This is a genomic window from Citrobacter sp. SX206 (assembly GCF_024181025.1).
Classification (GTDB): domain Bacteria; phylum Pseudomonadota; class Gammaproteobacteria; order Enterobacterales; family Enterobacteriaceae; genus Citrobacter; species Citrobacter youngae.
Genome location: NZ_CP049738.1, coordinates 1,386,578 through 1,411,311, shown reverse-complemented (window position 1 = coordinate 1,411,311; position 24,734 = coordinate 1,386,578). Strand labels below are relative to the sequence as shown.

Genomic DNA, 24,734 nt, shown 5'->3' with positions numbered 1-24,734 from the left:
TATCAAAATGCTGACTTCTCTACAAACAAAAAGGGAAATACCGCATCAATGCCTTTCGCTCTGAACTTCCCGGTTACCTGCTCACGTTGATGCGGCGTCAGGAGTCGGAACATCATATCCCAAATCTCTTTAGGTTCGGCTTCCTGCGCGATATTGTGGTCTGGTGCTACTGTGTTCTCATTTTCATTCAGATACGAGCGTACATACAGCGGAAACACTGAAATATGAAATTCCTCGGCCTTAGACTTCGCGCGCTTACGTTTGACACCCGCTTTTCCTTCACTGTAGGTATTTAAGCGCAAGCGTACAGCGGGTGCGCTTCTCGGAAACCCTGGCAATTCAAGACACTCCTTCACCGTGAACCACTCTTTTACCATCAGTTTCTTTCCTTTCTGCTGATGAAATAAAAATATTTTTTCTTTTTCGCGAAATTTCAAATTAATTCTGGCAATATTCCTACGATAAAAAGAAAGTAACGTTCTTTTGTCTTTCTAATTTATAACCTGAAAAATATCGGTGCCGATAACACATCTTCTTAGGATTACAGAATGGAACACAAAAGCCAAGACTGGCATCGTGCAGATATTAAAAGTGCACTGGAAAAAAGAGGTATTACGCTCAGAGAGCTTTCGCGTTCAGCGGGGTTATCTCCCGACTCTTTACGCAATGTATTTACCCGCAGTTGGCCTCGGGCGGAGCTGATCATCGCGCAGGCGCTTGAAACTACGCCGGACGTAATTTGGCCATCACGCTATCTCTCTAAATCAGAGAAACAAACCCCAAAAAAAAATAACCATCAATTATAAATAAATTAATAAAAATTCATTCAACCAATTATTTTATATTAAAGGCTAATGTATTAAAGATATTAATAGCATTATCGGTCATTTTTATCAGTTTGAATCCTGTTAAAGAAATACACGTTGTTATTACATAATCAATTAACAGGAACATCGATGAGCTGGAATAAAACAACAGCAGTTAATCACGCTAAATCACACGCGGGGTCACATTCTCAAGGACGCTGTGCGGAATATACCCGCAAAGCCATTCAGGCAGGAGGCATCACTCTTGGGCATACTTATCATGCCAAAGATTATGGCCCCATGCTAAGAAGTGCCGGTTTCAGCCCCATCGGCACATTTGAACAGCCCCGGGCAGGAGATGTCATCATCATTCAGCCTTATGAGGGAGGAAACCCAAGCGGGCATATGGCGATATTTGACGGTCAGGCGTGGTACTCCGATTTTAGACAACGTGATATGTGGGCCGGACCTGGCTATCGGGCGGCAAAACCGTCATTTACTATTTACAGGAAACCATAATGAAATCGCTCTCGCTGGTTGCTCTGGTTTTGTTACTTTGCGGCTGCTCTGCGGCGCGCCACGACAGCTCCCGGGATGTAAAACTATTCTATCTCGCATGGATGTCCGCTTACACACAAGAGCGGGATACATCCGCACTCATGCAACGCTATGTGGCGAAAGACGTTATCAATCGTCTGGCTCTGATTGACAGCCTTTACGAGCAGGAAATACTGAATTCGGACTACTTTATGTACGTTCAGGATTACGATCCGGAGTGGATCCCGCTGTTACGGGTTAAACCCGCTCAGCCGTTTCTCGGTGGCGAAACGGTGGAAGTACAATTAGGCGGGCCGAGGGGAGAAGCCCCCATACAGCTGGAGGTGTATACGCGTTGGGAAGAAGGACGCTGGAAAATTTACCGCGTACGGGATCTGGACAATCAATTTGAACACCCTATCTACAGCGCCGGTGATATTGCACGCGCTAAAACCTGGTCCGCACAAATCGCGCCGGAATACGAAAAGATGAACAGATAAAAAAAGGGAGCCATCAGGCTCCCCTCTTGCATAATCTTTCAGTCTTACGCTTACAGCTTACGCATAACCAGCGTAGCGTTGGTGCCGCCAAAACCGAAGCTGTTAGACATAACAGTCGTCAGCGCCTGCTCGGTCGGTTTGGTCACGATGTTCAGACCTGCCGCCTGCTCGTCCAGTTCTTCAATGTTGATGCTTGGCGCGATAAAGCCGTGTTCCAGCATCAGCAGAGAGTAGATAGCTTCCTGAACGCCAGCCGCGCCCAGTGAGTGACCGGTCATGGCTTTGGTTGCGGAGATTGCCGGGCTGTTGTCGCCAAACACTTCACGAATCGCACCCAGCTCTTTCACGTCGCCTACCGGAGTAGAAGTACCGTGGGAGTTCAGGTAGTCGATCGGCGTGTCTACGCCGTGCATCGCCATCTGCATGCAACGTACTGCGCCTTCGCCAGACGGAGCAACCATGTCTGCGCCATCGGACGTTGCGCCGTAACCGACGATTTCCGCATAGATGTGCGCGCCACGTGCCAGAGCGTGTTCCAGCTCTTCGACCACGACCATACCACCGCCGCCAGCAATAACGAAACCGTCACGGTGTGCGTCATAGGTACGGGAAGCTTTGGATGGATCGTCGTTATATTTGGTAGACAGCGCGCCCATGGCGTCGAATTCACACGCCATTTCCCAGCACAGCTCTTCGCCGCCGCCAGCGAAAACGATGTCTTGTTTGCCCAGCTGAATTTGTTCTACTGCGTTGCCGATACAGTGCGCAGATGTCGCACAGGCAGAGCTGATAGAGTAGTTTACGCCGTGGATTTTGAACGGCGTTGCGAGGCAGGCAGAAACGCCGGACGCCATCGCTTTGGTGACCACATACGGGCCAACCGCTTTCAGGCCACGCGGGCTACGCATTGCGTCAGCACCGAACACCTGAAAACGCGGGGAGCCGCCGCCGGAACCTGCAATCAGGCCAACGCGCGGGTTATTCTGGTAATCTTCTGCTGCAAGGCCGGCATCAGCCACAGCCTGTTCCATAGAAAGGAATGCATAGATGGATGCGTCGCTCATGAAGCGCACTACTTTGCGGTCAATGAGGCCAGTGGTATCCAGTTTTACGTTGCCCCATACGTGGCTACGCATGCCGGAGTCCTTCAGCTCCTGAGAGAAAGTGATCCCTGAACGTCCTTCACGCAGAGATGCCAGGACTTCCTGCTGGTTATTACCGATGCTGGAAACGATGCCCAAGCCAGTAATCACTGCACGTTTCATTCAATACCTCTGTAAGTCGCACTATTTTAAAGTTTCGAGTGGCACAATAGCGTACACTTGTACGCCGAACAAGTCCGATCAGCCATTTAATGTGGAAATTTGCGCAGCCAGGCACTCATCGCTAAGATCGGGGCACAGCCTGCCAGACGAGTAACTTACGTGAAACAATACGCTATACAACCTGCCAACCTTGAATTCAACGCTGAGGGTACACCTGTTTCCCGAGATTTTGACGATGTCTATTTTTCTAATGATAACGGGCTGGAAGAGACACGTTACGTCTTTCTCGGCGGGAATCATCTCGCCCAGCGATTCCCTGCACATTCACGTCCCCTCTTCGTGGTGGCAGAAAGCGGGTTTGGCACCGGACTTAACTTCCTGACACTCTGGCAGGCATTTGCCGAATTCCGCGATACCCACCCTGACGCTACCCTGGAAAGATTACATTTCATCAGTTTTGAAAAATTTCCGCTGACGCGTGAAGATCTGACCTTAGCCCATCAGCACTGGCCAGAACTTGCCCCGTGGGCCACGGCGCTACAAGAGCAATGGCCGCTGCCGTTAGCGGGATGCCATCGCCTGCTCCTTGATGAAGGACGCGTCACGCTGGATCTGTGGTTTGGTGATATTAATGAACTGACCAGCAAGCTGGATGACTCCCTGAATCAAAAAGTGGATGCCTGGTTTCTGGACGGTTTCGCGCCGGCAAAAAATCCGGATATGTGGACGCCAACGCTGTTTAACGCAATGGCCCGTCTGGCTCGCCCCGGCGGCACGCTGGCGACCTTCACCTCAGCAGGCTTTGTGCGTCGGGGATTGCAGGAAGCCGGATTTACGATGCAAAAATGCAAAGGCTTTGGTCGCAAACGAGAAATGCTTTGTGGCGTAATGGATAAGACGCTGGCGCTCCCCTCCTCGGCACCCTGGTTTGCACGTACCGGAACAGATAAACGCGAAGCCGCCATTATTGGCGGGGGGGTTGCCAGCGCATTGCTGTCGTTGGCGTTACTACGCCGCGGCTGGCAGGTCACGCTCTATTGCGCCGACGACAACCCAGCCGGGGGTGCATCCGGCAATCGCCAGGGCGCTCTTTATCCGCTACTGAGCAAGCATGACGCGGCCATTAATCTCTTTTTCCCCACCGCGTTTACTTTCGCCCGCCGGCTGTATGACGCCCTCCCCGTTGAGTTCGCGCATGACTGGTGCGGCGTGACGCAACTGGCGTGGGATGAGAAAAGCCAGCAAAAAATCGACCAAATGTTGTCCCTTGAATTGCCCGATGCGCTCGCCGTCGGGGTTGACGCAGAGCAGGTTTTACAAACGACAGGCGTAAAAACCGGATGCGGCGGGATTCAGTACCCCGCCGGAGGATGGCTATGTCCGGCACAGTTAACCGCCGCCGTATTCGACTATGCCGCAACGCTGGGATTACGCACCCGGTATCAACATACGCTGGCCTCACTGTCTCGACAGACAGAAAACTGGAAATTGGCGTTTGCCAGTGGAGCAACCGCCACTCACGCTGCGGTAGTTCTGGCTAACGGGCATCGCATTAACAGCGTTGAACAAACGCAGTCGCTACCGGTGTACTCCGTAGGCGGTCAGGTGAGTCACATTCCTGCTACGCCTTCGCTTTCAGCGCTGCGTCAGGTGCTGTGCTATGACGGCTACCTCACGCCGCACAACCCGCAAAACCAGCAGCACTGCATTGGCGCCAGCTATCATCGCGGAAGTGAAGAAACGGTGTATCGCGCTGACGATCAGCAGCAAAACCGTCAGCGCTTAATAGATTGTTTCCCGAATGCCGCGTGGGCAAAAGAAGTAGACGTTAGTGGCAATGCCGCCCGTTGTGGCGTGCGCTGCGCCACGCGCGATCACATGCCAATGGTCGGCAACGTCGCGGATTATGACGCCACGCTCAGCCAGTATGCCACTCTTGCCGAAGACAGAGAGCACGCCGTAAACGCCCCGGTTTATTCCGATTTATTTATGTTGGGTGCGCTGGGCTCGCGCGGGCTGTGTACTGCCCCGCTATGTGCAGAAATTCTGGCATCGCAAATGAGCGATGAACCTATCCCTATGGATGCCAGCACGCTGGCTGCGCTGAATCCGAATCGTCTGTGGGTAAGGAAGTTATTGAAGGGTAAAGCGGTGAAATAAGATACCATCTCATCATTGCCTGATGGCGCTACGCTTATCAGGCCAACAATCCCCGTCCACGTAGGCCGGATAAGACGCCTTCGCGTCGCCATCCGGCACAATCCACTGCAATTATTATTGCGTTGCCTTTTGAAATAAAGTGTCCCACATCTCTTTCACTAACGCCTGGTCACGCGGCGAGAGTTCGCCAGCGCTGATGGCTTTTTCCAGGCTGCTGGTCACATTGGCGTACAATGCCTCAGCGGAATGGTCCTCGCCAGCATCCAGCTCAGCCACAGCCAGCGTCAGGTGCCCACGCAAATAACCACTGGCAAACAACTCATCATCGCTGGCGTGCTCTACCATATCGTCGATTAATGCCAGAATGCGTGATTCAAACTCCGCGATCATCTTCTTTCCTCATTGTAAACGTGGCAGCGGCTTCAGTTGAGCGCTTCGGGCCACGGGAATTGTTCCGCCGTAAGTTCAGGCGTGTGATAATAATTCTGTAACGCGTTAATAAAACGCGCTGGACGTTCAGGGATCCCCTTTTCCAGGTACTCCATTACCTGAGCATGAACACGGCGCTGGAATACCACGCGGTCCGGTTCAAAGTCCCCTTCGAGGTTGTCGCAACTGACGTTAAACGGGTACCCCGCCGCCATGCAAAACAACCAGTCAAACGCCTGCGGCTTCACTTCCACATCTTCAAACTGGCATTGTGTCTTCGCGTCGCGTCCGTCCGGGCAGTACCAGTAACCAAAATCGACCAGCTCACGACGGGCTTTACCGGCGATGCACCAGTGTGAAATTTCGTGTAACGCACTGGCGTAATAACCATGCGCAAAAACGATACGGTGATACGGTAATTCCGCATCCGCAGGAAGATAGATCGGTTCGTCGTCGCCTTTAATCAGACGGGTATTAAATTCATCGGCAAAGCAGCCGTTAAAAATCTCAATTAACTGTTCGTAGTGATGCGTATTATTCATTAGTTCATCCCCAGCCAGTGGAGAATCTCCTGTCCATGATTATCATAAAGTAGCTTGGCGCTCATCACGGCGGAGACGATGACAATCATTGGCCGAATGAGTTTTTGTCCTTTGCTGAGCACCAGTCGAGAGCCCATCCGTGCGCCAATAAACTGGCCAATAAGCATCACAAATCCGGTCGCCCAAATCACTTTACCGCCGAGGGCAAACAACAGCAGCCCACCGATATTCGAGGTGGCATTTAATACTTTGGCGTGGGCCGTCGATTTCGCCAGGTTGTAGCCGCACAGCATGACAAAGGCCAGCGCGTAGAACGACCCCGCCGCCGGGCCAAAAAAGCCATCGTAAAAACCGACGCAGCCTCCGGCCACCAGCGCGAAAGGCAGCCCGTGCAATCGACGCTGCCGGTCCTCTTCCCCTACTTTCGGCATTAACAGAAAGTAAAGGCCAATACAGATAACCAGAACCGGCAGGATCTGGCGCAAAATGTCTGACTGCACATGCTGAACCAGCAGCGCGCCGCTCATTGAGCCGATAAAGGTCATGAAGATATTGAGCTTCTGATCCGCCAGATTAACCACGCCACGACGAATAAAATAGAGGGAGGAAGAGATAGATCCCCCGCAGGCCTGCAATTTATTGGTGGCCAGAGCTTGCGCAGGTGGCATCCCGGCCGCCATCAATGCCGGGATGGTGAGTAAACCACCGCCTCCGGCCAAAGAATCAATAAAACCTGCCAGCATCGCCACAAAAAAAAGCACACCTAACAGCAGTGGCGTCACCATAAACAGAGAGGCAAAATGATCCATTAGAGTACATGCTCGTCCAGTAGCGCCTGGCAGGAAGGCGGCAACGGCGGCGGTGTCTTCTTCTCAGGCTTGGTGGTTCCAGGTTTCGGAGGTTCGAACCAGCTTTGCAGCTCCGCGCCGCAGCCGTCACCCGGTGGCGGTAACGGTTGATCTTCGCACTCAAGGCTGTCGGCAGGGCAACGTAACCGGACGTGCATATGCGCACGGTGCTGGAACCATGGCCGCACTTTACGCAACCAGTCCCTGTCGGTCCCTGCATCCAGACAAAGTTGTTGCTTAATCGCCGGATTCACGAAAATACGCGTTACTTCATTATCTTTTGCAGCCAGCCTTACCAGGCTGAAAATCTCCGGCTTCCACAGGGACGGTACAACACGTTTACCATCCTGCGAGACCAGATCTAACGCCTGTGGCCGCAGCAGTTGTGACTGGGTCCAGCGCGTTTTCGGCAGTTGCAGGAAAATATCCACATCCAGCCCGGTCTGGTGACTGGCATGACCGCCATTAAATCGCCCACCGGCCGGCATGCCCATATCACCGATTAACACCGTGCCCAGCCCCTGACTATTAGCCTGATTACTCAGACGCTGGATAAACCTCACCAGATCCGGATGGCCAAAGTAACGACGCTGATCGGTGCGCATTACCTGATAGTGTTCTGACTGTACAGGCAGCGTCTCTGCGCCAACTATACAGCCATTGGAAAACGCGCCGATAGACTGCGCGCTGCCTGCAACCGGATGGGTAATTTTCTGCCAGGGCGTCGCCGCCAGACAGGCGGTACTGGCAAACAGAGCCAGCGCCGCAAGTGCCGTTTTTTTCATTTTTACCAGCGTGGAATATCGGTCTTCACATCCGCATTTTGCGCCCGCTGACGCAGCAAGTGATCCATCAACACGATCGCCAGCATTGCTTCAGCGATCGGCACTGCGCGGATCCCAACGCACGGATCGTGACGACCTTTAGTGATCATGTCGACTTCTTCACCAAAGCGATTAATGGTACGCCCTGGTACGGTAATACTGGACGTCGGTTTCAGCGCCATATGGGCAATAATTTGTTGCCCGCTGCTGATCCCGCCCAAAATGCCGCCCGCATGGTTGCTCTGAAAACCGTCTTTGGTGATTTCATCGCGGTTCTGACTGCCGCGCAGCGCTACAACGTCAAATCCGTCGCCAATCTCAACGCCCTTAACGGCATTTATGCTCATCAGCGCATGGGCGATGTCGGCATCCAGACGGTCGAATACAGGTTCGCCGAGACCCGCAGGTACGCCGCTTGCAACAACGGTTACTTTCGCCCCGATGGAGTCGCCCTCTTTCTTCAGCCCGCGCATCAGTTCATCCAGCGCTTCAATTTTATCCGGGTCCGGGCAAAAGAAGGGATTCAATTCGACCTGAGACCAGTCCTTGATCTCCAGCGGAATATCACCCATCTGCGTCAGGCAACCGCGAATTCCGACGCCGAATTTTTCCGCCAGATATTTTTTGGCAATCGCGCCAGCCGCAACGCGCATCGCCGTTTCACGTGCGGATGAACGTCCGCCGCCACGGTAATCGCGCAGGCCATATTTCTGCTCATAGGTATAGTCGGCGTGTCCTGGACGGAAAACATCCTTGATCGCGCCATAATCCTGTGAACGCTGATCGGTATTTTCGATCAGCAGGCCAATGCTGGTGCCAGTGGTAACGCCCTCGAACACCCCGGAGAGGATTTTCACCTGATCCGGCTCACGACGCTGCGTAGTGTAGCGCGATGTGCCCGGACGCCGTCTGTCGAGATCGTGCTGCAGGTCAGCTTCTGTCAGAGAAATGCCCGGCGGAACACCATCGACAATACAACCGAGCGCCAGCCCGTGTGATTCGCCGAAAGTGGTTACGCGAAAGAGTTGCCCAATTGTATTTCCTGCCATCACGGCTCCGTTATGAGTGTTGTGTATGTGCGCGTGTAATTAGTCTTTATAAATGCTGAAGTGCTCACGAGCAGCAACTAACTGCTCTTTGGTCAGCATGAATACGCCGTCACCGCCGTTGTCGAACTCCAGCCAGGTGAACGGTACATCCGGATATTGCTCTATCAGATGTACCATGCTGTTTCCGACTTCACAAATCAGAATACCGTTATCTGACAGGTAGTCCGGGGCGTTACCCAGAATGCGGCGGGTAAGTTTCAGCCCATCGCTACCGGAGGCCAGGCCCAGCTCAGGCTCATGGCGGTATTCGTTTGGCAGATCGGACATATCTTCTGCATCGACATACGGCGGATTGGTCACAATCAGGTCATACTGAACCTTCAGCAGATCGCGGAACAGATCGGAGCGGATCGGCGTAACATGATGGATCAGGCCGTGCTCTTCAATGTTGTGCTCGGTCACCGCCAGCGCATCAGTGGAAATGTCCACCGCATCGACTTCGGCTTCCGGGAAGGCATACGCGCAGGCAATGGCAATACAGCCGCTGCCGGTACACATATCGAGGATATGCTGCGGCTGCTCATTAATCAGGCCCGCAAAGCGGTTATTGATAAGCTCGCCGATCGGTGAACGTGGAACCAGCACGCGTTCATCGACATAAAATTCATGCCCGCAGAACCAGGCTTTGTTAGTCAGATAAGCCACCGGAATGCGCTCGTTGACGCGGCGAATCACGCGTTCAACAATACGATGGCGTTCGCTGGAAGTCAGACGCGCAGTGCGCATATCTTCTGGGATATCCAGCGGCAAATAAAGCGACGGCAGCACCAGCTGTACGGCCTCGTCCCATGGGTTATCCGTGCCATGGCCATACCAGATATTCGCCGCGCTAAAACGGCTGACCGCCCAACGCAACATGTCCTGAATGGTATGCAGTTCACTCACGGCTTCATCGACGAAAATTTTATCCACGTATTTCTCCAGGGCATGCTCGTATTAATTTCGGCGGCTAGTTTGCCACGAAGACGGCGATAAATCAGCATTCACGCGGAGCCTGAGCGCGAAAATTGCGTTTTAAGCGATCGGATACCCGCCGAGTCGGGTTAAACTAACGGAAATTAAAAGATGAGATGCTCGAATGAAAAAGAAAACATCGCTCAGCGAGGAGGATCAGACGCTGTTTCGCCAGCTGATGACCGGCACGCGTAAAATTAAACAGGACACCATTGTTCACCGACCGCCACGTAAAAAAATCACCGAGGTTCCGGTTAAAAAGCTGCTGCAGGAACAGGCGGATGCCAGCCACTATTTCTCGGACGAATTTCAGCCGCTACTGAATACGGACGGCCCGGTAAGATACCTGCGTGCCGACGTCAGCCATTTCGAACTGAAGAAAATGCGCCGTGGCGATTACTCCCCGGAGCTGTTTCTCGATCTGCACGGGCTGACCCAGCAGCAGGCCAAACAGGAGTTAGGCGCGCTGATCGCCGCCTGCCGTCGTGAGCATGTGTTTTGCGCCTGCGTGATGCATGGCCACGGGAAGCATATTCTTAAGCAGCAAACGCCGCTCTGGCTGGCACAACATCCGCATGTGATGGCCTTTCATCAGGCGCCGAAAGAGTACGGTGGTGACGCCGCGCTGCTGGTGCTGATTGAAGTGGAAGAGTGGCTGCCGCCCGAACTTCCCTGATGCAGAAAACAGAAAGAGCCGCATTTGCGGCTCTTTGATTTTCCGGATAGCGGCTGTGCCTTATCCGGACGATGAAACGTGGCACGGGTTCGATTAAATCGCCTTTGCCATTTTCAAATTACACGGGCTTATCTGCCAGTTGAAAATGCCCTTTCCGCTCTCATCAAGCGTTACGCTGGCAATCGCAGATGTGGTAAACATCGGCGGCGTTTCACCCGGGCAAAGCTCAGACACCAGATATCCCACTAACGGTAAGTGAGAAATTACCAGTGCCGTGGCGATACCTTCATTGGCCAGAGCCTGTAAATAGGCGCTGACCAGACCGACATCGCCGCAGGGAGTCAGCTCCGGCAAAACATCCACACCGGCTGGCAGGTTCATACACTCTCCCACCACATCCAGCGTCTGTTCGGCTCGTAGGAACGGGCTCACCAGAACACGTTCGATATCCACTTTTTGACCTTTAAGCCAGTTCGCCATCAGGCGAGATTCGTCACAACCACAAGAGGTTAAAGGACGAACCGAATCACTGGCGGCATCGAGGGCCGCGTCGCCGTGACGCATGATAAAAACTTGCATATTGCACCGCTTTTGTTAACCAGGATCACCAACACCTTTATTCACCGCCCCTATTGACCGTGGTAACGATGTGGTGGCCGGCATTGTGCCTTATCCATTCACCGAATGAAACGCTGTTTTTTACCTCAACGGCGTAAGTATAGTCAATCTCTGTTTACATTTTGAGCGCGACCCATACATTCGGTGCGGATTCATCCTACCTTTGACCTCATGAATTCAGGTCAGTTTCCCCGATATTCCAGAATCTTTCACCACGTTCCGCCATCTGCAATAACTGTTCACACGGCGTAAACCGTGAACCATATTGCGTGGACAGTCGTTGCAGAACCGCAACCACTTCACCCGTACCGAGAGAATCCATATACCGGAACGGGCCGCCGAGGAATGGCGGAAAACCAATACCAAATACAGCGCCGATATCGCCATCACGTGCGCTACGGACGACCTGCTCACCAAAACAGCGTGCTGCTTCGTTAAGCATTAACATGACACACCGCTCTGCAATTTGCGGGGCTGTGAGTTGGCCCTGACCCTGGACGCCAATAAGCGTATAAATTGCAGGGTCGACCTGTTTTTTGCTTTTACGCCCTTTCGCGCCATAAAGATAGAAACCCCGACCATTTTTTCTACCTTTGCGATCATCATTCAAAATTGAAGCAACAACATTTGCAGGTGCGCTAAAACGTTCTCCATAGGCGGCCTCAAGCACTGGTATAATTTTAGTGCCCGTATCAATTCCGACCTCATCCAAAAGTTGGATTGGCCCTACCGGAAAACCAAACTTAACCAGCGCGGCATCAATCGTCTCGACGCGCTCGCCTTCGGTCAGCATACGAATCGCTTCGTTGATGTAAGGCGCTAAAATACGGTTAACGTAAAAGCCAGCCTTATCCTGGACAACAATCGGCGTTTTGCCCTGCTTTTTCGCTAACTTAACGGTTGTGGCAATCGTCTGCTCAGAGGTTGTTGCATGCGGAATCACTTCCACCAGTGGCATTTTTTCTACCGGGCTAAAGAAGTGCAGACCAATTACCTGTTCAGGTCTGGTAGCATTAGCCGCAATATCGCCAATCGGTAAAGATGAGGTGTTTGACGCAAAAATAGTATGAGGGGCACAATTCTGCTCAACTTCTGCCACCATCTGTTGTTTTAACGACAGATCTTCGAATACCGCTTCAATAATCAGATCGCGATGCGCAAAACCGCGATAATCGGTGGTTCCCGAAATCAACGCCAGCTGTTTATCACGCTCGCTGGCTTTGATATGACGGCGGCGAACCTTCGTTTCAAGCTGCTCCCAACTGTACTTCAGCGCGTGGTTGATTCCCTTAGCATTAATATCTTTGATGCGCACCGGCAAGCCACCTTTACAGGCTGTGACGTAAGCAATACCGCCGCCCATCAGGCCACCGCCCAAAATACCGACGCTATTCAGCGGGCCGGGCTTCGCTTCACTACCGGGATCTTTTTTTACATCGGTATTGGCAAAAAAGATGTTCCGTAGCGCCTTAGACTGCGAAGTCATCGCCAGCTCGCCAAACGCGCGGGCTTCCGCCTCATAGCCGCTGCTGCTGCCCTGCGCGAGACCGGTTTCGTTCACCTCAAGAATGCGGTCCGTCGCAGGGTAGTTGCCCTGCGTTTTTTGCGCCGTCTTTTTGCTGACCATACGAAACAGCAGCGCACGTCCCAGCGGCCCCGCCAGCACGCGTTCACGTACGGGCAGAACCCGGTGTGCCGAGCTGTCTTTTTTGGCCAGTTCAACCGCGGCTTCCAGCAAAATGGTCTGTGGTACAACTTCATCCACCAACCCCACTTTTAGCGCCTGTTTTGCCCGGAGCTGTTTTCCTGTCAGGATCATATCCAGCGCAGTACTGACACCAATAAGACGGGGCAATCGCTGGGTGCCCCCGGAGCCCGGAAGCAGGCCCAACTGTACTTCCGGCAACCCCAGTACGGTTTTAGCATCATCGGTACAAATACGGTTGTGGCACGCCAGCGCCATCTCCAGCCCACCGCCCAAACAGGCACCATGAATAGCGGCAACAACCGGGATCGGCAATGCATTAATTTCCGCCATGATCTGCTGCCCCTGACGGGCCAGCGTTTCGGCTTCCTGCGCGCTGCGACAGCTACCAATCATGTTGATATCCGCCCCGGCAATGAAGTTATCGGGTTTAGCCGAAATAAACACCACACCACGCAATGCTTTGTTATCGCGGATTTGTTTCAGAATGGCCCTCACCTGAGAAGCGAACTCCGCTTTCAGGGTGTTCATTTTCTCTCCGGGCACATCAATGGAGACAACGGCGACGTTATCCAGACGCACGTTGAGCGTAAAAGCCGATGTCATTTCCATTATTCTGCCTCCAGAACCATTGCCGCACCCAGACCACCTGCCGCACATGCGGTGACTAAACCAAACCCACCGCCACGGCGGCGTAGTTCATGGAGGGTTTGGGTGATCATACGTGCACCGGTGGCGGCGAAGGGGTGCCCATAGGCAATTGAGCCACCCAGCACGTTAAATTTACTGTCATCGACTTCGCCAGTGGCGTGGGAGCGCCCCAGCACTTCGCGGGCAAAACGCTCGCTGCCCAGCAACTGGAGGTTCGCCAGCGTTTGTGCGGCAAAGGCTTCATGCATATCAATAAGCGTTAAATCCGCCATGGTTAAGCCTGCACGCTCCAGGGCAAGCGGCGTTGACCACGCCGGCCCCAACAGCATGTCCTGCCAGACATCAATGGCGGTAAAGGCAAAACTACGCAGATATCCCAGCGGTACCAGCCCTAACTCTTGCGCACGCGACTCCGTCATCATAATCACGGCGGCTGCGCCATCCGTCAGCGGAGTGCTGTTAGCCGCCGTAACGGTACCGTGTTTTCTGTCAAATGCCGGACGCAACCTCGCGTAATCCGCCATCGTCGAGTTACCGCGAATATTGTTATCTTCTGAAAAAGGATCTTTAAAGGGGGGAGTGTAGGTCGTCATCACCTCATCTGCGAGTTTTCCTTCAGACCAGGCCTGAGCTGCGCGCTGATGAGAGCGGTGCGCCAGCGCATCCTGCTGCTCACGCGTGATGCCATAGGTTTTGGCCATTTGCTCGGCGGTATCTCCCATGCGTAAACCAGTGGAATATTCAGCCACTGCAGGTGGCACAGGCATCAGGTCTCGCAAGCGTAGTCGGGAAAAGAGCTTCAGACGTTGCCCGGTTGTGCGGGCTTTATTAACATCCACCAGTACTCGCGCCAGCTTTTTGCTGACACCAATAGGCAGAACGGAAGAGGAGTCTGCACCACCGGCAATCCCAGCACGAATAGTTCCGGCCATCAGGCTTTCCGCGACATTTGCCACGGCCTGAAAGCTGGTTGCACAAGCCCGGCTTACGCTGTAAGCATCTGTATGCACATTCATTCCGGTTCCCAGAACGATTTCCCGAGCAATGTTGGGGGCTTCTGGCATTTGCACCACCTGGCCAAAAACCAGCTGTTCAATCACATCAGCAGGTATTTCGCTGCGGGCCAGCAATTCACCAACAACCATTTTTCCCAAATCAACGGCGGGAATGCCATGAAACGCGGTAGCCTGACGGGCAAATGGCGTACGCAATCCGCTCACGATGGCGATACGGTCGCCCTGGCGGGTAACCAGCGATAAAGCCTGACTCATAACACTCCCCTGTAAAAAATAAAAATAAGTGGTCTGACCTGATCACAGTCTTAACCAATTTTTTACATTTAGCCAAGCGGGGAGAAAAGAAAGTGAGAGCTATGACACAGTGAATAGTCACTGACTGTTACGAAAATGCCCTTGCCACCGGGTGGCAAGGGCATGAGCAGAAGGGATTAACGCAGGCCCAGCTGGAAAATCAGCGTTTCAGCTTCACAGGCAAAAACAAAATCGATATCCAGACGCACACCCTCTGACTCTTCAGTGAAAGTCGGGGTGATTTTGCAAGGTTCAGACTCTACGCTACGTGCCTTCTCAGTCAGAGCGGCCAGCGTTTCTTCTGCCTCTGCGCGATTCGCGAACACGCGGCTGTAGGAAGCGGTGCAATCGGAGTTGTCCATGATGGTGCCAACATCCATACAGCAGCAAACCGGGGTTTCATCAGCACTGCATTTACTCATTGTAGATTTCCTCTGTATTCGCACCCGAGGTGCCAGATAAACGATAGGGACATTTTACGCTCCCATTATTCGCCTCTCCAGTCGTTAATTGTGCGAAATGCGATAAGTGACCGAAATCACACTTAAAAATGATCTAAAACAAAAATCGCCCAAACAGGTGAGTGCGCGCACCTGCAATTTTGCCAGCTGGATCGCGTTTCTTAGATCAGAATTGAAAATATTTATAAACATACTTGCAACATTCCAGCTGGTCAGACCTATACTCTCGCCACTGGTCTGATTTCTATGTGGTACCTCAGACCCTACACTTCGCGCTCCTGTTACGGCATGTAACATAGTTTGTATAAAAATAAATCTATGAGGTTATGGTCATGAGCCAGAAAACCCTGTTTACAAAGTCTGCTCTCGCAGTCGCAGTGGCAATTATCTCCACACAGGCCTGGTCTGCAGGCTTTCAGTTAAACGAATTTTCTTCCTCTGGCCTTGGCCGGGCATATTCGGGTGAAGGCGCTATTGCAGATGATGCTGGTAACGCCAGTCGTAACCCCGCGCTGATCATGATGTTTGATCGCCCTACTTTCTCTGCGGGTGCGATTTTCGTTGACCCGGATGTCGATATTTCCGGACGTTCGCGCATTGGTAATGACGCCAGCCAGGATAATATCGCCCCAACCGCCTGGATACCGAACGTGCATTTTGTTGCCCCGATTAACGATCAGTTTGGTTGGGGGGCGTCAGTTACCTCTAATTATGGTCTGGCAACGGAGTTTAACAATAATTACGCAGCCGGCTCGATGGGCGGAAAAACCGATCTGGAAACGCTGAACTTAAACCTGAGCGGCGCCTACCGTCTGAATAATCATTTTAGCTTCGGTCTCGGTTTTAACGCCGTCTATGCCAAAGCGAAGCTTGAGCGTTATGCAGGCGATCTGCCGCAGCAGATCGTTGCAGGCTCTGGTGGCAGGGTTCCTCCCGCCCTGGCCGCACAATACCCGGCAGATACGCAGATTGCGCGCCTGAAGGGTGACGAATGGGGCTTCGGCTGGAACGCCGGTATTCTTTATGAAGTGGATAAAGATAACCGTTACGGTTTCACCTACCGTTCGGAAGTAAAAGTTGACTTCGACGGTGATTACCGCAGCAGCCTGCCATCAATGGACCGTATTCCCGCGCAGTTGCGCCCGGTGTTTGCCAGCCTGCCTGCTGGCACTAACGGCAACACAATCGACGGATCACTTGATCTGAATCTGCCAGAAATGTGGGAGTTCTCAGGTTATAACCGCGTTGCGCCACAGTGGGCGGTTCACTACAGCATGGCATATACCAGTTGGAGTCAGTTCCAGGAGCTTAAAGCGAAAGGCAACAACGGCCAGACTCTGTTCTATAAAGAAGAAGGTTTCAAAGATTCTTACCGCATCGCGCTGGGTACGACCTACTACTACGATGATACCTGGACCTTCCGTACTGGTATCGCCTTCGATGATAGCCCAGTTCCAGCTAACCGCCGTTCCATCTCTATTCCGGATCAGGATCGCTTCTGGCTGAGTGCGGGTACAACCTATGCGTTTAATAAGGATGCTTCATTGGATGTCGGCATTTCTTATATGCACGGTCAGAAAGTGAAATTCGAAGAAGGCCCGTACTCCTTCGAATCAGAAGGGAAAGCCTGGCTGTACGGCATGAATCTGAACTACGCATTCTGATTTCCATCAGACGTAAAAAAGGTGAGCTTTTTAGCTCACCTTTTTATTTGCCTCAATTCCTTACTCAGAATCGATCTCTTTTAACTCATCCTGAATATCTTTTGCGTTCGGGTTTTCTTCTGGTTTGAGTTTACCGCCATTCGCAATAAAGTCATGACGCTGGAAGTAAGCTTCACGCACCATGATGTAAGGATCTGAAGATTGACGCAGCAGACCGTCAGAATCGAGCAGTTGCGCACGCGTTTCAATTCCTTCAACCGTCCATTTACCTATCGACAACGGCCAGGTTAACCAGGAGAGAACCGGATACAGCGTATCCACCATATCGCCGCCATCATCACGCAGCGTGAAACTGCCGTAGAACGGAAGCTGCACATATGGACCGTAACCGACATCATAATGGCCTAATGTGCTGCCGAAGCGGTGTGGTTCAACACGCTGCAACTTCGGATTCGCCATCCCCGCCACATCAATAAACCCGCCCATACCTAACAAGGTGTTGAGGAAGAAACGGGTAAAATGCACCATCCCCTGATAGGGGTCGCCTTGCAGGAAATAGTTAACCATGACAGCCGGTTCTTCAAGGTTGCCAGTAAAGTTGCTCAAACCATTACGGGCCGGCTGCGGAACATAATCACGCCAGGCTACAGCCACCGGGCGAACAACGTATGGATCCAACACATTAAAGTTGAAGTTGTACATGGTACGGTTGAACCCTTCAAATGGGTCCGAACGCCCCTGCTGTTCAGTACCGGAGCTCGCACACCCCACCAAAAGTGTGGTTCCCAGCGCAAGCGCCGACAGGCGAAGCTTCATAAGTGTCTCCCTGTGTATTATGGCTATCGCTGATTGCCATCCATGACGGAACGATGATGTATCCGCCTGATTAGATGTGAGCGATTGTAACAGCACGTCAATCGATGTCTATATGCCCTAACTTACTGATTTGATCATAGCCTGGTAATACAGACACAGTGATGGTTCATTTTAACGAAGCCAATAAAAACATGCGTTACCATTTTTGCGATTTCAGACTTTATCCACCAGCCTTCAAATAAAAACCGCTACGCTTTAGCAATACGTGCTTATTCAGGATCCTGGTATGAATGACATCGAAAAAGAGAAGATTGATCGCCACAGCGACGAGCTCCAGGTGGAAAGCGAAGAAAAGCGGAGCGGAAAAAAGATAGAGCTCAATGAGGACAGGCTCCCCTCACGTGCAATGGCGATCCACGAGCATATCCGCCAGGACGGAGAAAAAGAGATGGAACGCGACGCGATGGCGCTATTGTGGTCAGCCATCGCAGCCGGACTGTCAATGGGAGCATCGTTGTTGGCAAAGGGAATTTTTCACGTACAACTGGAGGGGGTTCCCGGCGGATTTTTGCTGGAGAATCTCGGTTATACCTTCGGCTTTATTATTGTGATTATGGCCCGCCAACAGCTCTTTACGGAAAATACCGTCACCGCCGTCTTACCCGTTATGCAAAACCCTACCCTCGGCAATTTTGGTTTGTTGATGCGTCTGTGGAGCGTAGTACTACTGGGTAATATTCTGGGCACCGGGGTTGCGGCATGGGCGTTTGAATACATGCCGATTTTTGATGAGGCGACCCGCGACGCCTTCGTCAAAATAGGCATGGATGTAATGAAAAATAGCCCGACGGAGATGTTTGCCAATGCCATTATCTCCGGCTGGTTGATTGCCACGATGGTCTGGATGTTTCCCGCCGCCGGAGCCGCAAAGATTGTCGTCATTGTCCTGATGACCTGGCTGATTGCCTTAGGCGATACCACACATATCGTCGTGGGTTCCGTTGAAATTCTCTATCTGGTCTTTACTGGCACACTGCACTGGGGCGACTTTTTCTGGCCTTTTGCCTTACCGACACTGGCCGGGAATATCTGTGGCGGGACGTTTATCTTCGCGCTGATGAGCCACGCGCAGATCCGCAACGATATGAGCAATAAACGCAAGGAAGAAGCCAGGTTGCAAGCAAAGCGGGAAGCACAACCGCAGAAAAACCAGAAAAAACAGACCTGAATGGCGACTGTTTGAGCAGTCAGGCAGCCTGAGACTTACCGTTGAGAGTAAAAAACGCTATACTCATGCCGCTTCGTCCCCTTAGTTAAATGGATATAACGAGCCCCTCCTAAGGGCTAGTTGCAGGTTCGATTCCTGCAGGGGACACCATCACATCTAGAACGCAACGCTCTGTTTTATTTCACCATCACGGTACTTGCCATAGCTCCACACAGTTTCTCCTCCGCCGTTTAGCGCCTGAGCATTTCGCGATGCCAGACAGGAGCCAGACCGGTTTGGCAAACCCCGTATTCTGGCATCCCGTTGGACGTTAAGGTTATAATCCTGACAACGATTTTATTGGATCAGATGCAAAAATGACAAAACTCACCCTACAAGAACAGATGCTGAAAGCTGGCTTAGTTTCCAGCAAAAAAATGGCGAAAGTGCAGAGAACGGCGAAAAAATCACGCGTTCAGGCCCGTGAAGCCAGAGAAGCGGTTGAAGAGAATAAAAAAGCACAAATTGAACGGGATAAGCAGTTAAGCGATCAACAGAAACAAGCGACGCTATCGAAAGAATACAAAGCGCAGATTAAGCAGCTTATTGAAATGAACAAAATCACCATTTCCAAAGGTGATATTGGGTATAACTTCACCGATAATAATCTGATTAAAAAAATCTACGTGGATAAGGTGACACAGGCGCAATTGATTAAAGGACGTCTGGCTATTGCCCGGCTGACTGCTGAAAGCGAGCGTGACAGCGAATATGCTATTATCCCGGCCGTAGTTGCCGATAAAATTGCGCAGCGCGACGACAGCTACATCGTCTTAAATTGCGAGCTGAGTCAGGAAGCGAAAGACGAAGACGATCCGTATGCTGACTTCGTCGTACCTGACGATTTAATGTGGTAAGTGAAAAATGCCGGATAATGAGTCCGGCATTTTTTCTAATAATGAGGTGACGACTCAGATGTTCATTCAATTGCCCTTATCATAACCGCACATCTTCTCTCTAGAACTTATAATGCTCTTTACTTAGCCCGTATTTTCTCATCCGCAAATACAGTTTTTTGCGCGGGATTTGCAGATATTCTGCTACTTCATTAATACGCCCTTGATGAATATTTAGCGCTTCGGTAATGATTTGCCGCTCATACTCTTCAACCCGGCGATCCAACGGTGTCGGTTCCGGCATATGCAACTGCGGATTAGCGGTTTCCGCCAATGGCAGCAACCCAACGGCAAAAAGCTCTGCGGCGTTTGCCAGCTCTCGCACATTACTTAACCACACACGACGTCGCATCCCTTTTAGCAATTCCCCGTCGACCTCCGGAATGGGGTGGTTCAGACGCAGACAGGCTTTTTGCAGGTAATGGCGAAATAGCGGTTCAATATCGTCCGGGCGCAGGGATAGAGGCTGGCAGGCGATTTGCGTCATGGCGAAACAGTAATAGAGTTCGGCCACGATCTGGTTTGTTGCCGCCAGTTCCACCAGCGATGTCGTGCCAACACCAATTAGCCGAAAAGGGCGCCGCTCCTGACTTTGCAGGTGAACCAAATGGTGCTGCTGCTCGCGCGTCAGACACGCTATATGGCTTAATACCAGCGTCCCACCTTGCGCTTGAGCAATCAGCTCACCGAGCTGAGCGGTGTTCCCGGCGGTGAGTTCTGCGCGGATAAACGGCCCCTGGGCGCTACGCCCCAACTGATGCAAATAACGGGCTCCCGTCATACGTCCCGTCCCGGGTTCCCCATAAAACCAGACGGCAAGATCCGTTTCTGCCAGTTGCTGCAGCCGTTGACGGTACTGATTTATCCAGTCGCTGTAGCCAACCAGTTCAACCTGCAGCTTTTGCTGGCAGTAATGACGACGGGCAATCACAGATTTTCGCTGCTGCAACGCCTGTGCAACCAGCAACAGCAGCTTACCGGGATCGACCGGTTTTTGCAGAAAATCCCATGCCCCTTTTTTCACCGCATCCACCGCCATCGGCACATCACCATGTCCGGTAATCAGCAGGATCGGCAGTTGGTTATCATCCTGATGAAAAAGAGCCATCAGTTCGATACCGTTACAGCCGGGCATACACACGTCACTCAGGACGATACCGGGCCAGTCAGCCTGTAGCCAATTTCGGGCATCGTAGGGGTTATTGCACGCGCATACCCGATAGCCTGCCTGCTCAAGCAACAAGGTGTAAGCATCAAGGACATCGGCATCATCATCAATCAGCAGAACAGAATATTCATCACTCAACATCTTCTACATCCGTCAGGTTGAATTGCAGTACCACGCAGGCATTGCGCCCCAGTGTCGATGCCAGGCGTAGCTCGCCGTTCATCTGCGTCATTAACGAGACACAAATTGATAGCCCAATACCGAGACCAACATCCTTACTGGTGGTAAACGGTTTTAATAGCGACGGTAGCAGCGCACCAGGCCAGCCGGGGCCATTATCGCTGACAAATACACACACCGTGCGGCCCTCGACCTGCCAGTGAACGTCAATCTTCGCGGCAACCGGACAGGCATCCAGCGCATTTGCCAGTATGTTTACCAGAACTTGCTGAATTCTCACCTCATCGCCCATAACCCACACGCGCTCAACCGGCAGCGAAAGCGTACCCTGCTGCGGTTTATGCCGCATAGACAATAACTCCCAGGCCGCGCTGAAGGTTTGCCGTAAATCGACCGGATGCAGCGGTGCCCCCGGCTCGGCCCGGCGCGCAAACTGTCGCAATGAGCGGATAATGGCATCGATACGGGTAATGAGTCCTTCGGCTTTGGTTAACGTGCTTCTGGCCTGCGCCAACTGCTCCTGTTCAATTGCCCTGCCCGCAGTAAACAGATACATCGACAATGCATTCAGTGGTTGATTGATTTCGTGGGCCAGCGTGGTCATGGTCTGTCCGACCACCGCCAGTTTCGCCGTCTGAATCAATTCGCCCTGGGTCGCTCGCAGATCGGCTTCAATCTCCTTACGCTCTGCCACTTCCTGTTCAAGCTGACTTTTTTGCGTATTGAGCTGACCCAGCGTATGGCGCAGTAACCCCGCAATGCGCCCTAGCTCATCACGACCATAAACCGGGATCGAGGCATCGGTTCTGCCAAGACCAATTTGCACCACGGCCTGGTTGAGCGCGGTAAAACGCTTCACCAACCGTGAACGGATAAAGTAGTGGTTTAGTCCCCAGGCAAGAAGCAGCGCCAACAGCGTCGCCAGCAAAATAAGCCCGCCGCTAACGCGAACAATCTGCTCCAGTCGCTGGTTAAACATCTGCATTTGTTGATGGCTACTTCCCAACTGAGCCTCAAGCAATGTTCGAAAACGACCAAGTGTAGCTTCTCTGGCATGACTGGCATCAACCAGCGCTTTTTGCGCCGCGACATAATCGCGCATCGTATCGGGCATTTTATTTTTCATCATCCCGATTTCCAGCAATTCGTCGATGGTTTGCCGCAACGTGATAGTACTGGGCCAGTCGTCCAGGGTACGAATATTTTCATCCGCCGTTTTCTTCAGATTTTCCAGATAGCGAATATGGTTCTCGACCAGCATGCCGTCGTCGCTACCTGACTTCAGTTCATTCAACCTGTCGCGTAAATCATCGACAATCTGGTTTTCAATTCTTGCCAGCGTGTACACCTGTTGCTGCTCATTCTGCACCTCCCTGGCGCGTTTCAGGTACAACGCCGCGTCGCCATTTTTCGCTTCAATTTGATCCAACAACGTTCCCTGCTGCCAGGTGAAATCCTGCACCAGAGAGTTCAGTTCGGTCGTGAAATCATCATGTAACCAGTCGATTCGCGCGGAAAGTTCGCTGACTTTTTCGCGTACCAGGAACATGTTGTAGAGCACCCTGTCCAGCTCGGTCATCAATGCCCGGCTATCTTGCAAAATCACCGCCAGCTGTTGCTGTTCCGCGGGTTGCAATCCCCGGCTCAGCAGTTCAATTTTGTCCAGATGTTCGATGATCTGATTGCGCAGTTGCAGCCGTACGGTCGTATTGGGGGCAAGCAGGAATTCATTAAGCTGATCGACAACCAGGTTAAGATTCCCTTCAATCAAAAAAGCGGAATGTACGCGCGGGAAATAGTCATCGAGCGAATAGCGGATTTGCGAGCTTTGCTCATGCCAGGAATACAAACTGACACAGCTCACGCTCAGCGTCAGTAAAGCCCCCGTCAAAAAAGCCCCCCGCAAACTGCTGCTGATGCTGAGCTGACGAAGACGTTGCCATAGCGAACCGCCTTTCATTGTAGTTCTTCCAGTTTTGATATCGCCAGGCGCTGGTTTTTAAGAAACCAGAGTTGCCACTCCATCATTTGCTGTTCAGCAAAGCTTTTATTATCGAATTGAGCAAGCCAGGCTTCATCTTCGCTGTTCCTGGCGTCGATTGGGACCTGGGTTAACAGCGCTCTGATTTCGGGTAACGGGTGTTTCAGACGAGCTTCCGCACTGTACAGCGCTCGCCAGGCATCCTTAAGCTGCGCGAGGCGGAAACTGATGGCCGTATCAAACATCCTCTGGACCAGTTGTTGACGCTTCAGGATCAGACGGTAATTAAGCGGTGGCTGTTTCATCAAAATGGCCTGTTGGGCTGCACGCGGGTTATCTGCTGCCAGCGACGTTACCGGATATTTACCGGTATTCGCATCTGCAAGGATCCGCTGCCCTTCCGGGCTCAATAAATAGCGGATAAAACGTTGTGCTTCATTGGCACGCGGGCTGTTTTTCAGCACGGCTACGTAGGTCGGCGAGACCGCCGAGTGTGGGAAGTAAGTAAAAGTCAGATTGGGGTCATTGAGCAGCAGATTGGCATAGTTATCAATAACCGGTCCCGCAACGCCCAATCCGCTCTTAATTTTGTCCGCAACACCAAAGCTGCGTGATGAGATGGTCACCAGGTTCCCGGCACTGGCCAGCAATGTCGCCCAACCTTCTTGCCACCCTTTTTGTTGCAGCAGTGATTCAACCATCAGGTGATTGGTATCGGAGCGCGATGGGCTACTCATCAGCAGGGCATTTTGATATTTAGGATGCGTTAAATCACCCCAGTCCGTCGGTGGTGGCAGATGTCGCGCCGTCAGTGCTGAACGATTAATCAGCAGACCAAATCCCGAGAGAGCCACGGCTACAGACGTCGACCGTATTGACTCTGGCACCAGACGCTGGCTTTCCGGCAATGCATTATCAAAAGGAGCAAGTTTCTGATGCTCCTGAAGATGCTGCAGTAGCATCGGCGAAGAGGTCAAAATCAGGTCAACGTTCTCCGCATTCGCGGTATCGAGCAGTTGTTCGAGAGAAGAACTGGTCCGGTTTAGCGTGCGGATCATCACTGACCCCGGCTCCGTTTGCCAGCGCTGAATAATCCAGGCCGTTGCCCCCGGGGAAAACGTCGTCGCCATCACCAGCTCCTTCCCCTGTGCCAGACAGGTCGCCGACAGCGACATAAAACACAGTGAGAGCGCCAACAAACTACCCCGACAGAAAAGTCTGTTTGTGATCCTGCTCATAAATACCAACATCTTCGAAAAATAATATTGAGACAAAATTTACCCGTTTATCACGACACATGGAAAAGATAAAACTGCTATCAAAATAACCAGACGGAATGCGATAACAGAGATAAAGAATACCTGAAA

General features: G+C 52.2%; 24 protein-coding genes and 1 tRNA gene. 9 read left to right on the top strand and 16 right to left on the bottom strand.

The features are described from left to right. Positions 1-2: 2 nt before the first annotated feature. A complete protein-coding gene (locus tag G8S19_RS06840; protein ID WP_032949704.1) occupies positions 3-377 on the bottom strand; it encodes a hypothetical protein in 375 nt (124 codons plus the stop codon). A 171-nt stretch (positions 378-548) separates the two neighbouring features. On the opposite strand from G8S19_RS06840, the gene G8S19_RS06835 reads away from it, so the two are divergent. From G8S19_RS06835 to G8S19_RS06825, 3 genes are all read left to right on the top strand, one after another. Then, entirely contained in the window at positions 549-806 is a 258-nt protein-coding gene (locus tag G8S19_RS06835) for a helix-turn-helix domain-containing protein (protein ID WP_003028153.1), read from the top strand. Positions 807-956: 150 nt separating this feature from the next. Further along, complete coding sequence (locus G8S19_RS06830) at positions 957-1,325, top strand: hypothetical protein (RefSeq protein WP_048218339.1); 369 nt, start codon at positions 957-959, stop codon at positions 1,323-1,325. Next, entirely contained in the window at positions 1,325-1,843 is a 519-nt protein-coding gene (locus G8S19_RS06825) for a YbjP/YqhG family protein (protein WP_048218340.1), read from the top strand. Before G8S19_RS06830 ends, G8S19_RS06825 begins: the two co-directional genes overlap by 1 nt. Before the next feature lie 50 nt (positions 1,844-1,893). Here G8S19_RS06825 and fabB read toward each other — a convergent pair whose 3' ends face one another. Further along, positions 1,894-3,108, bottom strand: a complete 1,215-nt coding sequence (gene fabB, locus G8S19_RS06820; RefSeq protein WP_003834815.1) for a beta-ketoacyl-ACP synthase I — start codon at positions 3,106-3,108, stop codon at positions 1,894-1,896. Between the two features lie 159 nt (positions 3,109-3,267). On the opposite strand from fabB, the gene mnmC reads away from it, so the two are divergent. After that, complete coding sequence (gene mnmC / locus G8S19_RS06815) at positions 3,268-5,268, top strand: bifunctional tRNA (5-methylaminomethyl-2-thiouridine)(34)-methyltransferase MnmD/FAD-dependent 5-carboxymethylaminomethyl-2-thiouridine(34) oxidoreductase MnmC (protein ID WP_253686364.1); 2,001 nt, start codon at positions 3,268-3,270, stop codon at positions 5,266-5,268. A gap of 114 nt (positions 5,269-5,382) precedes the next feature. Here the strand turns inward: mnmC and G8S19_RS06810 are convergent, their stop codons facing one another. Genes G8S19_RS06810 through prmB form a run of 6 tightly spaced genes read right to left on the bottom strand, consistent with a single transcriptional unit; the run spans position 5,383 to position 9,932 of the window. Next, positions 5,383-5,658: a YfcL family protein gene (locus tag G8S19_RS06810; RefSeq protein WP_003028163.1), complete on the bottom strand. Its 276-nt coding sequence runs from the start codon at positions 5,656-5,658 to the stop codon at positions 5,383-5,385. Between the two features lie 32 nt (positions 5,659-5,690). After that, complete coding sequence (locus G8S19_RS06805) at positions 5,691-6,239, bottom strand: elongation factor P hydroxylase (RefSeq protein ID WP_003834819.1); 549 nt, start codon at positions 6,237-6,239, stop codon at positions 5,691-5,693. Beyond that, complete coding sequence (locus tag G8S19_RS06800) at positions 6,239-7,048, bottom strand: sulfite exporter TauE/SafE family protein (protein WP_048211044.1); 810 nt, start codon at positions 7,046-7,048, stop codon at positions 6,239-6,241. The genes G8S19_RS06805 and G8S19_RS06800 overlap by 1 nt, the downstream gene beginning before the upstream one ends. After that, entirely contained in the window at positions 7,048-7,872 is an 825-nt protein-coding gene (mepA, locus tag G8S19_RS06795) for a penicillin-insensitive murein endopeptidase (RefSeq protein ID WP_061068236.1), read from the bottom strand. The genes G8S19_RS06800 and mepA overlap by 1 nt, the downstream gene beginning before the upstream one ends. A 2-nt stretch (positions 7,873-7,874) precedes the next feature. After that, the gene (gene aroC / locus G8S19_RS06790; protein ID WP_124021818.1) at positions 7,875-8,960 is read right to left on the bottom strand and encodes a chorismate synthase; all 1,086 of its coding nucleotides are present in this window, start codon (positions 8,958-8,960) and stop codon (positions 7,875-7,877) included. Between the two features lie 39 nt (positions 8,961-8,999). Then, complete coding sequence (gene prmB, locus G8S19_RS06785; protein ID WP_003028173.1) at positions 9,000-9,932, bottom strand: 50S ribosomal protein L3 N(5)-glutamine methyltransferase; 933 nt, start codon at positions 9,930-9,932, stop codon at positions 9,000-9,002. A gap of 166 nt (positions 9,933-10,098) precedes the next feature. On the opposite strand from prmB, the gene smrB reads away from it, so the two are divergent. After that, positions 10,099-10,650 carry an endonuclease SmrB gene (gene smrB / locus G8S19_RS06780; protein ID WP_048211042.1) on the top strand — a complete coding sequence of 184 codons (552 nt, stop codon included), beginning with the start codon at positions 10,099-10,101 and terminating at the stop codon, positions 10,648-10,650. A 93-nt stretch (positions 10,651-10,743) separates the two neighbouring features. Here smrB and sixA read toward each other — a convergent pair whose 3' ends face one another. The 4 genes from sixA to G8S19_RS06760 form a co-directional block, all read right to left on the bottom strand. Continuing rightward, entirely contained in the window at positions 10,744-11,229 is a 486-nt protein-coding gene (sixA, locus tag G8S19_RS06775; RefSeq protein WP_101742328.1) for a phosphohistidine phosphatase SixA, read from the bottom strand. Between the two features lie 208 nt (positions 11,230-11,437). After that, a complete protein-coding gene (fadJ, locus tag G8S19_RS06770) occupies positions 11,438-13,585 on the bottom strand; it encodes a fatty acid oxidation complex subunit alpha FadJ (protein ID WP_253686362.1) in 2,148 nt (715 codons plus the stop codon). Further along, positions 13,585-14,895: an acetyl-CoA C-acyltransferase FadI gene (fadI, locus tag G8S19_RS06765; RefSeq protein ID WP_124022179.1), complete on the bottom strand. Its 1,311-nt coding sequence runs from the start codon at positions 14,893-14,895 to the stop codon at positions 13,585-13,587. Before fadI ends, fadJ begins: the two co-directional genes overlap by 1 nt. Positions 14,896-15,071: 176 nt before the next feature. Beyond that, the gene (locus G8S19_RS06760; RefSeq protein WP_005129756.1) at positions 15,072-15,356 is read right to left on the bottom strand and encodes a YfcZ/YiiS family protein; all 285 of its coding nucleotides are present in this window, start codon (positions 15,354-15,356) and stop codon (positions 15,072-15,074) included. Positions 15,357-15,727: 371 nt separating this feature from the next. Here G8S19_RS06760 and fadL point away from each other — a divergent pair, with 371 nt between their 5' ends. Then, positions 15,728-17,059 (top strand): long-chain fatty acid transporter FadL, encoded by a 1,332-nt coding sequence (gene fadL / locus G8S19_RS06755; RefSeq protein WP_061068238.1) that lies wholly within the window; start codon positions 15,728-15,730, stop codon positions 17,057-17,059. A gap of 60 nt (positions 17,060-17,119) precedes the next feature. Here fadL and mlaA read toward each other — a convergent pair whose 3' ends face one another. Beyond that, positions 17,120-17,875, bottom strand: a complete 756-nt coding sequence (gene mlaA / locus G8S19_RS06750; RefSeq protein WP_124022178.1) for a phospholipid-binding lipoprotein MlaA — start codon at positions 17,873-17,875, stop codon at positions 17,120-17,122. Between the two features lie 286 nt (positions 17,876-18,161). On the opposite strand from mlaA, the gene G8S19_RS06745 reads away from it, so the two are divergent. The 3 genes from G8S19_RS06745 (at position 18,162) to G8S19_RS06735 (ending at position 19,999) form a co-directional block, all read left to right on the top strand. Next, positions 18,162-19,103 (top strand): formate/nitrite transporter family protein, encoded by a 942-nt coding sequence (locus G8S19_RS06745; protein ID WP_061068239.1) that lies wholly within the window; start codon positions 18,162-18,164, stop codon positions 19,101-19,103. Between the two features lie 75 nt (positions 19,104-19,178). Then, positions 19,179-19,253: transfer RNA gene (locus tag G8S19_RS06740), tRNA-Arg, on the top strand. Positions 19,254-19,459: 206 nt separating this feature from the next. Further along, positions 19,460-19,999 (top strand): DUF2058 domain-containing protein, encoded by a 540-nt coding sequence (locus G8S19_RS06735; RefSeq protein ID WP_061068240.1) that lies wholly within the window; start codon positions 19,460-19,462, stop codon positions 19,997-19,999. 100 nt (positions 20,000-20,099) lie between these two features. Here the strand turns inward: G8S19_RS06735 and pgtA are convergent, their stop codons facing one another. Genes pgtA through pgtC form a run of 3 tightly spaced genes read right to left on the bottom strand, consistent with a single transcriptional unit; the run spans position 20,100 to position 24,542 of the window. Beyond that, positions 20,100-21,347: a two-component system response regulator PgtA gene (gene pgtA, locus G8S19_RS06730; protein ID WP_061068241.1), complete on the bottom strand. Its 1,248-nt coding sequence runs from the start codon at positions 21,345-21,347 to the stop codon at positions 20,100-20,102. Then, entirely contained in the window at positions 21,337-23,346 is a 2,010-nt protein-coding gene (gene pgtB, locus G8S19_RS06725) for a two-component system sensor histidine kinase PgtB (protein WP_101742343.1), read from the bottom strand. Before pgtB ends, pgtA begins: the two co-directional genes overlap by 11 nt. Beyond that, positions 23,343-24,542: a phosphoglycerate transport regulator PgtC gene (gene pgtC / locus G8S19_RS06720; protein WP_105242214.1), complete on the bottom strand. Its 1,200-nt coding sequence runs from the start codon at positions 24,540-24,542 to the stop codon at positions 23,343-23,345. The genes pgtB and pgtC overlap by 4 nt, the downstream gene beginning before the upstream one ends. Positions 24,543-24,734: the final 192 nt, after the last annotated feature.